Here is a 12,840-nt window from a genome sequence, read left to right as displayed (position 1 = left end):
CGGCACCGGGGGCGCGGCAGCCCCGGCGGCGCTGCGGCCGCGAGCGGTGTCAGGACGGCGGCTGCTCGACGGCGGAGGACGCGGGCGTCGCCGCCGACGCGTCGTCCGAGGACGCGGCTGCGGCGTGGATCGCGCGGTAGGCGGCCTCCGCGGCCTGCTGTTCCGCCTCCTTCTTGCTGCGGCCGGTGCCGGTGCCGTACGTGACACCACCGACGCGGGCGGCAGCCGTGAAGGTCTTCTCGTGGTCCGGCCCGCTCTCGGTGACCGCGTACTCCGGAACGCCCAGGGTCTCGGCGGCGGTCAGTTCCTGCAGGCTGGTCTTCCAGTCGAGGCCGGCGCCGAGACCGGCGGACTTCTCGATCAGCGGATCGAAGAGCCGGTGCACCAGCTTCGAGGCGGCCTCCAGGCCCTGGTCCAGGTAGACCGCGCCGATGACGGCCTCCAGCGTGTCCGCGAGGATCGACGCCTTGTCACGGCCGCCGGTGCCCTCTTCGCCACGCCCCAGACGGACGAAGGAGCCGAGTTCCAGGCCGCGCGCCACGTCGGCGAGTGCGCGGGAGTTCACCACCGCGGCCCGGAGCTTCGCCAGTTGGCCCTCGGGCAGGTCCGGGTGGGTCCGGTAGAGCGTGTCCGTCACGACGAGGCCGAGGACGGAGTCCCCCAGGAACTCCAGACGTTCGTTGGTGGGCAGCCCGCCGTTCTCGTAGGCGTACGAACGGTGTGTCACCGCACGCACCAGAAGGGCGGACTCGAGTCGATACCCGAGCCGCCCTTCCAGAAGCGCGAGGGACGAGGCCGCGTCCACCTCTTCCGCCTGGGTCGCCTCGTTCGGCGTCGTGGCGTCTGACATGGAGCGTGTCACCCGCCGATCAGACCTCGAGGACCTGACGCTTGTTGTAGGTGCCGCAGCTCGGGCACGCGATGTGCTGCTGCTTCGGCTCCTGGCAGCGCTCGCACTTCACCAGGGTGGGGACCGCAGCCTTCCACTGCGACCGGCGGTGGCGCGTGTTGCTGCGCGACATCTTCCGCTTCGGAACAGCCACGGCTACTTCTCCTGCTTCTCGTCGGCGTCGGGTGCGGCGCCGTTCTGATCGTCCTTCTCGCCGTCCCGGATGGTCTCGGCGAGTCCCTGCAGTGCCGCCCAACGGATGTCGACGGCGTCGTCGTGCTCGTGGTCCGGCTCGTCCGCGAGCCGTGCCCCGCACTCGGGACACAGGCCCGGACAGTCGTCCCGGCACACCGGCTGCAGCGGCAGTGACAGCACCACCGCGTCGCGCAGCACGGACTCGAGGTTGAAGTGGTCACCCTCGAGGAAGAGCGTGTCCTCCTCCTCGGCGTCGTCGCCGGTGTCCGCCGAGGAGCGGCTCCGGTCGTCGGCGTCGGCGTCGGGGTAGGAGAACATCTCCTGGAAGTCCGCCTCGGCCTCCTGCTCCAGCGGTTCCAGACACCTTACGCACTCCCCCCGCAGCGGCGCATGGGCGGTGCCCGTGACGAGCACCCCTTCCATGACCGACTCCAGACGGAGGTCCAGCTCCACCTCGGCGTCCCGCGGCACCCCGAGGAACTCGACCCCCAGATCGGCGGGGGCCGGCACCGTGCGGGACAGGCGCTTCATCGCACCGGGTCGCCGCCCCAGCTCGCGTGTGTCGAACACGAGTGGGTTGCGGGGATCGAGCGGGGCGTTCAGAGCTTCCTGCCTTCTACGGAATGTACGACGTTCGTCCGCGCCGCCGGGGCGGTACGGACGCCGTCCGGGCAGCCCGATTGCGGGCGCTGGTACGGCCGAGGAGCCAGGATACTGGACCGACCTCCCGAGGCCCAATCCGGTGCCCGGGAGGCCGCACGATCACTGGCGGCCGTCGCCCCCGTACCGCGGGTCGTAGCCCGGCGGGTAACCCTGGCCGGCGTTCCAGTCGTACTCCTGCTGCCCGTACCCGCCCTGCTGCTGTCCGTAGGCAGGCTGCGGGTACTCCTGCTGCGCCTGGTGGGCCTGCTCGTACCGGGCGACCTGCTCCAGGTCGATCATGCCGGTGTCGAAGAAGCTGGTCTCGTCCAGGGGCGCGCTCTGCTGCGGCTGGTACGGCGCCCCGTAGGCCTGCTGCGGCATCTGCCCGTAGTACGGGTCCTGCGGCAGGTACCCCGGGGGGCCGGCCTCGGGAGGGATCGGCTGCTGCGGCACCTGCCCGTAGTAGGCGTCCATCGGCGCACCCGCCGCGGCGACCGCCTCGTACGGATCGTCCGCCCCGGGCTGCTGGACGGCGCCGGGCATCGGCTGCTGCTGCGGCGAGGGAAACGCCGGCCGGACCGTCGCGGGTTCGGGCTGTTCCGGCGTTCCCGCTCCCGGCACCTCGGCCAGACCGGCGAGGTAGTCGGCGTCGCTGGTGTGCGGCACCTGCTCCCCGGCACCGTCCTGGGCCGCCATGTGCGCACCGAGTTCGTCCGACGGGCGGTGCCCCACGAGCTTCTGGCGGCCGCGCCCGACCGCCTCGAGGGTCTTGTGCAGTACGGCGGCGACGGAGCCGAGGCGGGCGTCCACGTACTCGTCGGCACGGTGCCGCAGCTCGTCGGGATCAGCGGTGCGCTCCGGAGCGTCCTCCGCGTAGTCCTCGCCCCACGCCTCGGCCCCCGGGCCGCTGCCGAGCAGCTTCTCCCGGCCGCGTTCGACGGAGCCGACCGTCTTGCTCAGCACGACCTCGAAGTTGGCCAGCTTGCTGTCGACGTAGTCGTCGGCCTCGACCCGGATCTCCTCCGCCTCCCGGCGGGCGTCGGCCAGGATGCGCTCCGACTCCTGCTGGGCCAGGCGCGCCACTTCGGTCCCCGCGACGAGGTTCTCGCGCTCTGCCTGCGCGGATTCGATGATGCGCCGGGCCTCCTGCTGCGCCTCCGCGGCGACCTGTTCGCGTCCGCCGAGCACCTCCTCGGCCTGGGCGAGCGAACCGGGCAACGCCTCCCGCACGTCCTCCAGCATGGCGAGCAGCTCGGCCCGATTCACCACGCAGGAGGCCGACATGGGCATGGCCCGCGCACCCTCGACGGTGGCGACGATCTCGTCGATCCTTTGCTGTACGTCCACGGGTGCGACTGTACGGCCCGAGCGCCCCGGTCCGACAGCGGATGCCTCGGCAGCCACCCCTACGGGCGGCGCCGGGCGGCCGCGCACCCTCCGGCTACGGCTTCGAGAGACGCTCCCGCAGGGCGGCGAGCACGGGCGCCGGCACCAGGTGGGAGACGTCGCCGCCCCAGGTGGCGACCTCCTTGACCAGGCTGGAGGAGAGGAAGGAGTACGTCGGGTTCGTCGGGACGAAGAGCGTCTCGACCCCGGAGAGCCCGTTGTTCATCTGGGCCATCTGGAGCTCGTAGTCGAAGTCGCTGACCGCCCGCAGACCCTTCACGATGGCGGGGATGTCGCGCTGCTTGCAGTAGTCCACCAGGAGGCCGTGGAAGGCCTCGACCTCGACGTTCCCGTAGTGCGCCGTGACCTGCCGGATCAGGTCGATCCGCTCGTCGACGCCGAAGACGCCCTGCTTGGACTTGTTGATCATCACCGTGACGTGCACGACGTCGTAGAGCTTCGAGGCCCGGCCGATGATGTCGAGGTGTCCGTTGGTGATGGGATCGTACGACCCGGGACAGACGACGCGACGCACTGGCGTTTCCTCGCTCTCGGAACTCAGCATGACTGGGGAGTGCCCTCCCGTGAGGCTGCGCGACCGTACCAGAGCGTGCCCTCGCCGTACCTGCGGGAACGCAGCCCGACGAAGCCCTCCGGCCAGTCGAAGACCCCACCTCGGGTGCTGCGTTCCACGGTGACGAGCACCTCGGCGGCGAGCCACCCCTCGTTGCGGAGTGTGAGGAGGATCTCGCGGAGTTCGTCGTCGGCGACGGCATAGGGCGGGTCCAGGAACACCAGTCCGTAGGGCTCGGCCGGTGCGGGGCCGGCCAGGACCTGCTCGGCCTTCGCGGCGCGCACTTCCGCGCCGCGGAGTGCGAGCGTGCGGACGTTCTCGCGGATGGTGCGGGCGGCCCGCTGGTCGGCCTCGACCAGCAGGGCGTGCGAGGCACCCCGGGACAGGGCCTCCAGGCCGACCGCTCCGGAGCCGCCGTACAGGTCCAGCACCCGCAGTCCCCGCCAGGCGGCGGGGCCACCGAGCTGGGCCTCCCAGCTGGAGAACATGCCCTCCCGGGCGCGGTCCGACGTCGGACGGGTTCCGGTGCCGGGGGGCACCGCCAGCCGTCGTCCGCCGGCAGTACCGGCGATCACGCGGGTCATGTACTCGGTTCCTCCGTCGCGGGGCGGGACTCGGCAGACCGTCCCGTGGCAACGGCTGCCGACACCACGATATGGCGTTGCCGCGGCGTTCCGGACGGCACGCGGCCCGTCAACCCTTGTCGAGGTAGGCGGCCCGGTCCTTGTCGAGCAGGGCATCGAGTGCGGTGCGGAGCTCCGGATGGTCCGCCAGTTCCGGGTCGGCGGCGACGACCGCGGCGGCCTCGCGGCGCGCGTCCGCGATCACCTCCTCGTCCTCCATCACCGACAGCATCCGCAGCGAGGAGCGCACGCCGGACTGCGCCTGGCCCAGCACGTCGCCCTCGCGGCGCTGCTCCAGGTCGATGCGGGAGAGCGCGAAGCCGTCCCGGGTACGGGCGACGGCGTCGAGCCGGGCCCGGGCCGGGGAGGCCTCGTGCGCCTCGGTCACCAGCAGGCACAGGCCCGCGGCGGAGCCCCGGCCCACCCGGCCGCGCAGCTGGTGCAGCTGGGAGACCCCGAAACGGTCGGCGTCCATGATCACCATGACGGTCGCGTTGGGTACGTCGACCCCGACCTCGATGACGGTGGTCGCCACCAGGACATCGATCTCCCCCGCGGCGAAGCGGCGCATCACCGCGTCCTTGGCGTCCGGCTGCATCCGGCCGTGCAGGGCCGCCACCCGCAGGTCCGACAGCGGCCCGGAGGCGAGCTGCTCCGTCACGTCGAGCACGGCGAGTGGCGGCCGGCGCTCGCCGTCGCCCGCCCCGTCGCCCTTCCCGTCACCCGCGGCCGGAGCCGCGTCAGCCGGTTCGTCCTCGTCGCCGATCCGCGGACAGACCACGTACGCCTGGTGCCCCGCCTCGGCCTCCTCCCGCACCCGCTCCCAGGTACGGGCGAGGAAGTGCGGCTTGTCGGCGGCGGGCACCACGTGGCCCGCGATCTCGGAACGCCCGGCGGGCAACTGGTCGAGCACGGAGGTGTCCAGGTCGCCGAAGACCGTCATGGCGACGGTGCGCGGGATCGGGGTCGCGGTCATCACCAGGAGGTGGGGGGGCTGTCTGCCCTTGGAACGCAGCGCGTCCCGCTGCTCCACGCCGAAGCGGTGCTGCTCGTCCACGACAACCAGGCCCAGGTCGTGGAACCGGACCGTGTCCTCGATGAGCGCGTGGGTGCCGATCACGATGCCCGCCTCCCCGGTGACCACGTCCAGGAGCGCCTGCCTGCGGGCGGCGGCACCCATGGAGCCGGTCAGCAGCACCGCCCGGGTGGCCTGCTCCGCACCGCCCAGCATGCCGCCCTCCGCCAGCTCGCCCAGCATCCCTGTGACGGAGCGGTGGTGCTGCTGCGCCAGCACCTCGGTCGGCGCGAGCAGCGCGGCCTGACCGCCGGCGTCGACGACGGTGAGCATCGCGCGCAGGGCGACCAGGGTCTTGCCGGACCCGACCTCGCCCTGGAGAAGGCGGTGCATCGGGTGCTCGGCGGCCAGATCGTCGCCGATCTCCCGACCCACCTTCCGCTGGCCCTCGGTGAGGGTGAACGGCAGGCGCGCGTCGAAGACGTCCAGCAGGCCGCCCTCGCGGGGACGGCGGGGTGCCGCGGGCAGGTGGGAGTCGGCGAGGCGCCGTCGGGCCAGCACGGTCTGCAGCACGAAGGCCTCGTCCCACTTGAGCCGTGCCCGCGCGTCCTCGATGTCTGCCTTGGTGCGCGGCCGGTGCACCTTGCGGAGGGCCTCCGGCAGGCCGATCAGCCCGCGCTCCTCGCGCAGGCGGGTGGGCAGCGGGTCGGTGAGGCCGCTCCAGCCTGTCGCCTCCAGGGACGTCAGGACGGTGTCCACGGCCTGCTCGATCTTCCACGAGGAGAGCTGGGCGCAGGCCGGGTACAGCGGCAGCAGGGCACCCGCGAACCGCTCGACGCTCTCCTGGTCCGTCTCGTCGTCGAGGAGCTTGAACTCGGGGTGGGACAGCTGGAGCTTGCGGTTGAAGACACCGACCTTGCCCGCGAACATGCCGCGCCTGCCGGGCAGGAGCTTCTGCTTCGCCCCGTACACGGCCCTGCCGAAGAAGACCAGCTGGAGCCGTCCGCTGCCGTCGGTGAGGTTGACCTCGAGCCGCTGCCCGCGGCCCCGGTTGAAGGAGTGCACCCGGGCGTCGGCGATGCGGGCGACGACGGTGACGTGCTCGTCCAGCGGCAGGTCGGCGAGCCGGGTGAGTTCGCCGCGTTCCGCGTAGCGGCGCGGATAGTGGTGCAACAGGTCCGAGACCGTGCGCAGGTCGAGGTGTTCGGCCATCACCTTCGCGGTGTTGCCGCCGAGCAGCTTCTTCAGGGGTTCGTCGAGCGCGGGCACGTGACCATTGCACACCATGCCGGTGACGACGGGGCGCGTCGGCGCGGCGGCGCCGGAGCGCACGTGGCGGAGAGCGCCTCACTCCACCCCGACGAGCAGCAGGCCCGCACCGTCGCGGCCCTCGTACACCACGGTGTCGACGCCGAGATGGCCCCGACGCACCTGTTCCTCCAGCCGCCCGGCGAGCCCGTCGGGCGCATGGGGGCCGACGACAAGGGTCACCATCTCGCCGCCCGCGGCGAGCATCCGCTCCAGCACCTCGCCCGCCGTCCGGTCCACGTCGTCGCCCATGACGGCGACATCCCCGTCGACCATCCCGAGGACGTCGCCGGCCTGGCAGATGCCGGCCATGGTCCACGACTCCCGCTCCGCGAGGACGACTTCGCCGTAACGCGTGGCGCCGGCGGCGGAGGTCATCGCCACGACGTCCTCGTCGAAGCGCAGCGCGGGGTCGTGGACGGCGAGGGCGGCGATGCCCTGCACTGCGGCGCGGGTGGGGATGACCGCCGCCCGCGCGCCGTCCCTGCGGGCGGCCTCGGCCGCCCGGACCGCCGCGGCGTGCAGCTCGGGATCGTTGGGGAGCAGGACGATCTCGTGCGCGCCGCAGGCGCGCATCGCGGCGGTCAGTGCGACCTCGCCGGCGACTCCGTCCGGTGCACGCACGACGGTGGCGCCCGCTTCCTCGCAGAGGCCGGCCAGTCCCTCGCCGCGGATCACCGCCACCACGGCCCGGGCGGGCGTCTCGGGACGGGTGCACGCTCCGAGGGGGTCGTCGTCGTGGCTGGCGCCGGTGCCGGCGAGGTGGGTGATCCGGATCCGGTGCGGTCGGCCTGCCGCGATACCCGCCTCCACCGCGGCGCCGGCGTCGTCGACGTGCACGTGGACGTTCCACAGGCCCTCACCGCCGACGACGACCAGCGAGTCGCCCAGGGCGTCGAGCCGGCCGCGCAGCGTCCGCACGGCGCTCTCCTCGGCGTCGAGCAGATACATGACCTCGTACTCCGGAACGGCCCCGCCGGCGTCGCGGCCCCCGGGGTCCGGAGCGTCGTGGAGGGCGTCCGCACCGAGCGGCTCCGGTGCGGGGCCGTGCTGCGCGGACTCACCGGCGAGCGCGGCGGCCAGCGCGTCGAGGACGACGACGAGCCCCCTGCCGCCCGCGTCGACGACGCCCGCCCGGGCGAGCACGCCGAGTTGCCGCGGGGTCTCGGCGAGGGAGGTGCGCGCGCCTTCGCACGCGGCGCGGGCCACGGCCGGCGCGTCGCCGTCCGCCCCCGCGGCGGCGTCCGCCGCGGCACGGGCCACGGAGAGCATGGTGCCCTCGACGGGATGCGCCACGGCCTCGTACGCCGCGTCTGCGGCCCGGCACAGCGCCTTGCGCAGCAGTTCGGCCGGTTCGGCGTCCTGCTCCCGCCGCGGGGCTGCCAGGACTTCCGCCGCCCCGCAGAGCAGCTGCGCCAGGATGGTGCCCGAGTTTCCGCACGCTCCGCGCAGTGCCCCGCGGGCGGCGGTGCGCAGGGCGTGTTCCGTGACGCCGTGCTCCTCGCCCTCCTCCAGGGCGCGGTGGGCCGCGGCCATGGTGAGGCACATGTTGCTGCCGGTGTCGCCGTCGGCGACGGGGAAGACGTTGATGGTGTCGATCTCCTCGCGCCCGCGCTGCAGGGCCTCGAGGGCGAGGCCGCACCAGGTCCGTACCGCAGTGGTGTCGAGCGGGTGCGGCACGGAGGTCCTCCTCGGATGGCGGGTCGGCGGGGTGACGTTCATGCTAGTTTCACTGTTCGGGAGCAGCCGTTGTATGCTGCTCCGGTTGCCCGGGGTGGACCGGGCACGAACTTTTCCCAGGCACTGCGGCTCAGACCCCTGAACCTGCGACGCCGGGATTCACCGTAAGCGCATCTGAAGTCTTTGGAGTGACCCGTGGCTGCCAACTGCGACGTCTGCGGCAAGGGGCCGGGCTTCGGCAACAACATCTCCCACTCGCACCGCCGCACGCCGCGTCGCTGGAGCCCGAACATCCAGCGCGTGCGTGCCGTGATCGGTGGGACGCCGAAGCGTCTCAACGCCTGCACCTCGTGCATCAAGGCCGGCAAGGTCTCGCGCTGACGTCAGCGCGGTCACCTCGCCGGTTGCTGCAAAGCCGGTCCGCCTCTGTGGCGGGCCGGCTTTTTCGTGCGCCTGCCTCCGGGCCCCGGCCGGTCAGCTCCGGGTCCGCCAGCCGTGGTCGACGGGCCCGATGCCGCTGCCCAGCGGGAATCCCGCGGCGACTGCACCGGTGACGTACTCCTTGGCGGCCGCCACGGCGTCGGGCACCGTCCGGTCCCGGGCCAGCTCGGCGGCGACGGCCGCCGCCAACGTGCAGCCGGTGCCGTGAGTGTGCCGGTTGTCGTGGCGCGGCGCCCGGAGCCAGTGCTCCTCGGTGCCGTCGGTCAGCAGATCGACGGCCTCCCCGGAAAGGTGGCCGCCCTTGATCAGGGCCCATCGCGGGCCGAGCGCGAGCACCGCCGCGGCCGCCGGTCGCATGTCGGACTCCTCCCGCACCCGTACGCCGGTGAGCTGCGCCACTTCGTCGAGGTTGGGTGTCGCCACGGTCGCGGTCGGCAGCAGGACGTGACGAACCGCACCCAGCGCCTCCGGAGCGAGCAGCGGATCACCGTGTTTGGAGACGCCGACCGGGTCGACCACCACGGGCGCGGTCAGCGGAGCGAGCAACTCGGCGACGGTCCGCACCAGGGCGGCGGAGGAGAGCATGCCGGTCTTCACCGCGCGCACCCCGATGTCGTCGACCACGCTGCGGAACTGGGCGCGCACGGCCTCTTCCGGCAGGTCCCAGGCACCCTGGACACCCTGGGAGTTCTGGGCGGTGACGGCCGTGAGCACGCTCATGCCGTGGACACCGAGCGCGAGCATGGTCTTCAGGTCGGCCTGGATGCCCGCGCCGCCGCCGGAGTCGGAGCCGGCGACGGTCAGGGCGAGGGGCGGCGTGGTCATGGACCGGAATCTACGGCACTCCGCCGCGGTGGGTCATTCCTGGTCGGCGCCGAAGTGGTCCCAACCGCCCGCCTGTTCCCAGGAGGCACCGTCCACTGTCACGCGGGAGGGCCCGGAGGCGGGGAGCACCTCACCGATGACGCGCCAGCGGGCGGGGAGTTTGCGGTCGCGGGGGAAGGTGGCGACCAGTGCGTGGTCCTCCCCTCCTGTCAGCACCCACTGCAGCGGGTCGACGCCGACGGCCTGGCCGATGTCCGCCATCTGCACCGGCACGTCGAGCTGCGGGGACCGGACGTCGATGCGCACCCTGCTGGCCGCCGCTATGTGCCCCAGGTCGGCGATGAGCCCGTCGCTGACGTCGGTCATGGCGGTGGCGCCGAGGGCGGCGGCGGCAGGTCCGGCATGGTAGGGCGGCTCGGGTCGGCGGTGCGCCTCGACGAACGCGCGCGGCGAGCGGAAGCCGCGGGACAGCACGGCATGGCCGGCGGCGGACCAGCCCAGCCAGCCGGCGACGGCGACCAGGTCCCCGGCCCGGGCTCCGGACCGGGTGACGGCCGCTCGCTCCCGGAGGTCTCCGAGCGCGGTGATGGCGACGGTGATCGTGTCGCCCCGCGTGACGTCACCGCCGACGACGGCCGCGGCGGCGACGCGCGCCTCGTCGCGGATGCCGTCCATCAGTTCCGTCGGCCAGTTCACGGCGAGTTCGGCGGGGACGACGAGTCCCAGGAGCAGCGCGGTGGGCACGGCTCCCATGGCCGCGATGTCGGCGAGGTTCTGAGCTGCGGCCTTCCTGCCCACGTCGTACGCTGTGGACCAGTCGCGGCGGAAGTGCCGCCCTTCGAGCAGAACGTCGGTCGTCGCCACCACCCGCCTGTCGGGCGCCGCGACGACGGCGGCGTCGTCACCGGGACCGAGATGAACGGCGGGAGTGGTGTCGAGCCGGGAGGTGAGGGCCCGGATCAGCCCGAACTCCCCGAGTTCGGCAACGGTGCTGGGGGAATGCGGATGTCCCCCCGGAGAACTCAACATGCCACTGCCCTTTCGCGATTCTCGCGCACCTGGTCCGCCTCGTCCGCCCGGCGGGGCCGCCCGCCGTCACCGGCACCCGCTCCGCGGGGCTCCCCGGTGCGGGCGGCGACGCGGTACCGTTGCGCTCCCCCGCCCCCCATGATCCTCGAAGCCGCCCTGGAGGTCCCGTGGTACAGGCATACATCCTGATCCAGACCGAGGTCGGGAAGGCATCGAACGTCGCCGAGGTCGTCGGCGGGATAGAGGGCGTCCTCAGGGCGGAGGACGTGACGGGACCGTACGACGTCATCGTGCGCGCCCAGGCCGACTCCGTCGACGAGCTGGGACGCCTGGTGGTGGCCGAGGTACAGCGCGTGGCGGGAATCACGCGCACCCTGACCTGCCCCGTGGTCCATCTCTAGCTCCCGTTTATGCTCGCCCGGTGAGTTCTCCGAAGCGCCGGCGCGGTGTACGGCCGAACGGTGTCCGGTGCCGCGTCGCACCGCGCCGTTCCCCTTTCCTCCGTGCGCCCCTCCTCCTCTGCGGGGTGTGCCTCGTACTCGCGGGGTGCGGCGCGATCACCGGCGCCGGTGCCGGTCCGGTCCCTCCCGACCCCTCCGGCAGGGCGGCCGTGGCCTGCCGCACCCTGCACCGGGCTTTGCCGGAGCGCGTGACGGGACTGGATCCCGTCGACACGCGGCCGGCCTCGCGGTACACCGCGGCGTGGGGGGATCCCTCGGTGGAGCTGCGGTGCGGTGTGTCCAGGCCCGACGTCCTCAGGCCCGGGAGTGAACACTACAACCCCACGGCGGAAGCGGTGGACGTGAACGGGGTCTCCTGGCTGCTGGAGCAGCGGGAGAACGGCTACCGGTTCACCACCACGGACCGCGCGGCGCGCGTCGAGGTCACGGTTCCGGACGCCTACGCGCCCGAGGTGGGCGTGCTGACCGCGTTCGCCGACCCGATCGAACGGACGGTTCCGCCGCAGCACGGCTGACACGTCCGGCGGATCCCGGCCCGGCCGGGGCGCCCCGGCCGGGCCGGGGCGCTCAGCGCAGTCCGGTGGCGCGGCGGAGTGCGGCCTGCAGCAGCCGGTCCACGAGTTCGGGGTACTCGATGCCCGCCTCGCGCCACATGCGCGGGTACATGGAGATCGGGGTGAAGCCGGGCATGGTGTTGATCTCGTTCAGGACGAACTCGCCGTCCTCGCACAGGAAGAAATCGGCCCGGACCAGCCCCTCGCAGGACACCGCCTCGAAGGCCGCGACGGACAGCTCCCGGACCCGGGCGGTCTGCTCCGGCGTCAGCGGGGCGGGGACGATGCCGGAGGCCGAATCGATGTACTTGGCCTCGAAGTCGTAGAAGTCGTGCGCGTCGACGGAGGGGATCTCCGCGGGCACGCTGGCCCGCGGCCCGTCCTCGAACTCCAGTACACCGCACTCGATCTCGCGGCCGCGCAGCAGCGACTCGACGATGATCTTCGGGTCGTGCCGGCGGGCCTCCTCCACCGCGTCGTCGACGCCGGAGAGGCCGGCGACCTTGCTGATGCCCATGGAGGAGCCGGCGCGGGCGGGCTTCACGAACACCGGCCAGCCGTGCTCCTGGGCGAAGTCCACGATCTTCTTCCGTGCGGCGGCAGGATCCTGCTCCCACTCGCGGGGGCGGATCGTCGTGTACGGGCCGACGGGGAGCCCGAAGGACGTGAAGATCCGCTTCATGTACTCCTTGTCCATGCCCACCGCCGAAGCGAGCACGCCCGCGCCGACGTAGGGCACGCCGGAGAGCTCCAGCAGGCCCTGCAGCGTGCCGTCCTCGCCGTAGGGGCCGTGGAGGACCGGGAAGACCACGTCCACCTCGCCCAGGGCCTTGGGCACCTGGCCCGGCTCCGCGACCGTCACCTCGCGACTGCCGGGGTCGAGCGGCATCACGACACCGCCGGTGTCGGACTCGGCCAGTTCTGCCACCGCGGGGAGGCTCCGTTCGGAGATGGCCATGCGCTCGGGGTCGTCCCCGGTCAGCGCCCAGCGGCCGTCGGCGGTGATACCGATCGGCAGGACCTCGTACTTCTCGCGGTCGATCGCGCCCAGTACGGCGCCCGCGGTGAGGACGGAGACGCCGTGTTCGGAACTTCGGCCGCCGAAGACGACGGCGACCCGGGGTTTCCCACCGGTCGCGCCGCCGGGGCCGGGACCGGTGCTGGAGCTGGGGCTGGGGGTCTCGCTGCTCATATCGCGACGACTTTACCGCCTGGGTC

Annotated in this window: 14 protein-coding genes; 3 read left to right on the top strand and 11 right to left on the bottom strand. The window is 72.9% G+C overall.

From position 1 onward, the window contains the following. Positions 1–49: 49 nt before the first annotated feature. The 8 genes from rnc to ACL06G_RS08865 form a co-directional block, all read right to left on the bottom strand. Positions 50–850, bottom strand: a complete 801-nt coding sequence (gene rnc, locus ACL06G_RS08900; protein ID WP_412785197.1) for a ribonuclease III — start codon at positions 848–850, stop codon at positions 50–52. Between the two features lie 19 nt (positions 851–869). Then, a complete protein-coding gene (gene rpmF / locus ACL06G_RS08895) occupies positions 870–1,043 on the bottom strand; it encodes a 50S ribosomal protein L32 (protein WP_023527756.1) in 174 nt (57 codons plus the stop codon). A gap of 2 nt (positions 1,044–1,045) precedes the next feature. Next, positions 1,046–1,654 carry a YceD family protein gene (locus ACL06G_RS08890; RefSeq protein ID WP_412835687.1) on the bottom strand — a complete coding sequence of 203 codons (609 nt, stop codon included), beginning with the start codon at positions 1,652–1,654 and terminating at the stop codon, positions 1,046–1,048. Positions 1,655–1,846: 192 nt separating this feature from the next. After that, complete coding sequence (locus tag ACL06G_RS08885; RefSeq protein WP_412785199.1) at positions 1,847–3,073, bottom strand: F0F1 ATP synthase subunit B; 1,227 nt, start codon at positions 3,071–3,073, stop codon at positions 1,847–1,849. Positions 3,074–3,167: 94 nt separating this feature from the next. After that, entirely contained in the window at positions 3,168–3,647 is a 480-nt protein-coding gene (gene coaD / locus ACL06G_RS08880; RefSeq protein WP_412785200.1) for a pantetheine-phosphate adenylyltransferase, read from the bottom strand. Between the two features lie 23 nt (positions 3,648–3,670). Continuing rightward, entirely contained in the window at positions 3,671–4,270 is a 600-nt protein-coding gene (rsmD, locus tag ACL06G_RS08875; RefSeq protein ID WP_412785201.1) for a 16S rRNA (guanine(966)-N(2))-methyltransferase RsmD, read from the bottom strand. 109 nt (positions 4,271–4,379) lie between these two features. After that, positions 4,380–6,611, bottom strand: coding sequence for an ATP-dependent DNA helicase RecG (gene recG, locus ACL06G_RS08870; RefSeq protein ID WP_412785278.1), 2,232 nt, complete (start codon positions 6,609–6,611; stop codon positions 4,380–4,382). Positions 6,612–6,671: 60 nt separating this feature from the next. Further along, on the bottom strand, positions 6,672–8,354 hold the full coding sequence (locus ACL06G_RS08865) for a DAK2 domain-containing protein (protein WP_412785202.1): 1,683 nt from the start codon (positions 8,352–8,354) through the stop codon (positions 6,672–6,674). A 153-nt stretch (positions 8,355–8,507) separates the two neighbouring features. Here ACL06G_RS08865 and rpmB point away from each other — a divergent pair, with 153 nt between their 5' ends. Next, positions 8,508–8,693 (top strand): 50S ribosomal protein L28, encoded by a 186-nt coding sequence (gene rpmB / locus ACL06G_RS08860; protein WP_412785203.1) that lies wholly within the window; start codon positions 8,508–8,510, stop codon positions 8,691–8,693. Positions 8,694–8,786: 93 nt separating this feature from the next. Here rpmB and thiD read toward each other — a convergent pair whose 3' ends face one another. After that, on the bottom strand, positions 8,787–9,578 hold the full coding sequence (gene thiD, locus ACL06G_RS08855) for a bifunctional hydroxymethylpyrimidine kinase/phosphomethylpyrimidine kinase (RefSeq protein WP_412785204.1): 792 nt from the start codon (positions 9,576–9,578) through the stop codon (positions 8,787–8,789). Between the two features lie 33 nt (positions 9,579–9,611). Further along, positions 9,612–10,607 carry a thiamine-phosphate kinase gene (locus tag ACL06G_RS08850; protein WP_412785205.1) on the bottom strand — a complete coding sequence of 332 codons (996 nt, stop codon included), beginning with the start codon at positions 10,605–10,607 and terminating at the stop codon, positions 9,612–9,614. A gap of 167 nt (positions 10,608–10,774) precedes the next feature. Here ACL06G_RS08850 and ACL06G_RS08845 point away from each other — a divergent pair, with 167 nt between their 5' ends. Both ACL06G_RS08845 and ACL06G_RS08840 read left to right on the top strand, forming a co-directional pair. After that, positions 10,775–11,008: an Lrp/AsnC ligand binding domain-containing protein gene (locus ACL06G_RS08845; protein WP_412785206.1), complete on the top strand. Its 234-nt coding sequence runs from the start codon at positions 10,775–10,777 to the stop codon at positions 11,006–11,008. 20 nt (positions 11,009–11,028) lie between these two features. Continuing rightward, positions 11,029–11,583 (top strand): DUF3515 domain-containing protein, encoded by a 555-nt coding sequence (locus ACL06G_RS08840; RefSeq protein ID WP_412835686.1) that lies wholly within the window; start codon positions 11,029–11,031, stop codon positions 11,581–11,583. A 52-nt stretch (positions 11,584–11,635) separates the two neighbouring features. On the opposite strand, the gene ACL06G_RS08835 is transcribed toward ACL06G_RS08840, so the two are convergent. Continuing rightward, a complete protein-coding gene (locus ACL06G_RS08835; RefSeq protein WP_412835685.1) occupies positions 11,636–12,814 on the bottom strand; it encodes a D-alanine--D-alanine ligase family protein in 1,179 nt (392 codons plus the stop codon). Positions 12,815–12,840: the final 26 nt, after the last annotated feature.

Source organism: Streptomyces callyspongiae, from assembly GCF_047200695.1.
Taxonomy (GTDB): Bacteria; Actinomycetota; Actinomycetes; order Streptomycetales; family Streptomycetaceae; genus Streptomyces.
This window is presented reverse-complemented; position numbering and strand designations above follow the sequence as displayed.

Coding starts and splice junctions, on each gene's coding strand:
- ACL06G_RS08865 (WP_412785202.1), bottom strand. CDS start 8,354: ATGAACGTCACCCCGCCGACCCGCCATCCGAGGAGGACCTCCGTGCCG.
- ACL06G_RS08835 (WP_412835685.1), bottom strand. CDS start 12,814: ATGAGCAGCGAGACCCCCAGCCCCAGCTCCAGCACCGGTCCCGGCCCC.
- thiD (WP_412785204.1), bottom strand. CDS start 9,578: ATGACCACGCCGCCCCTCGCCCTGACCGTCGCCGGCTCCGACTCCGGC.
- rnc (WP_412785197.1), bottom strand. CDS start 850: ATGTCAGACGCCACGACGCCGAACGAGGCGACCCAGGCGGAAGAGGTG.
- ACL06G_RS08850 (WP_412785205.1), bottom strand. CDS start 10,607: ATGTTGAGTTCTCCGGGGGGACATCCGCATTCCCCCAGCACCGTTGCC.
- recG (WP_412785278.1), bottom strand. CDS start 6,611: ATGGTGTGCAATGGTCACGTGCCCGCGCTCGACGAACCCCTGAAGAAG.
- rsmD (WP_412785201.1), bottom strand. CDS start 4,270: ATGACCCGCGTGATCGCCGGTACTGCCGGCGGACGACGGCTGGCGGTG.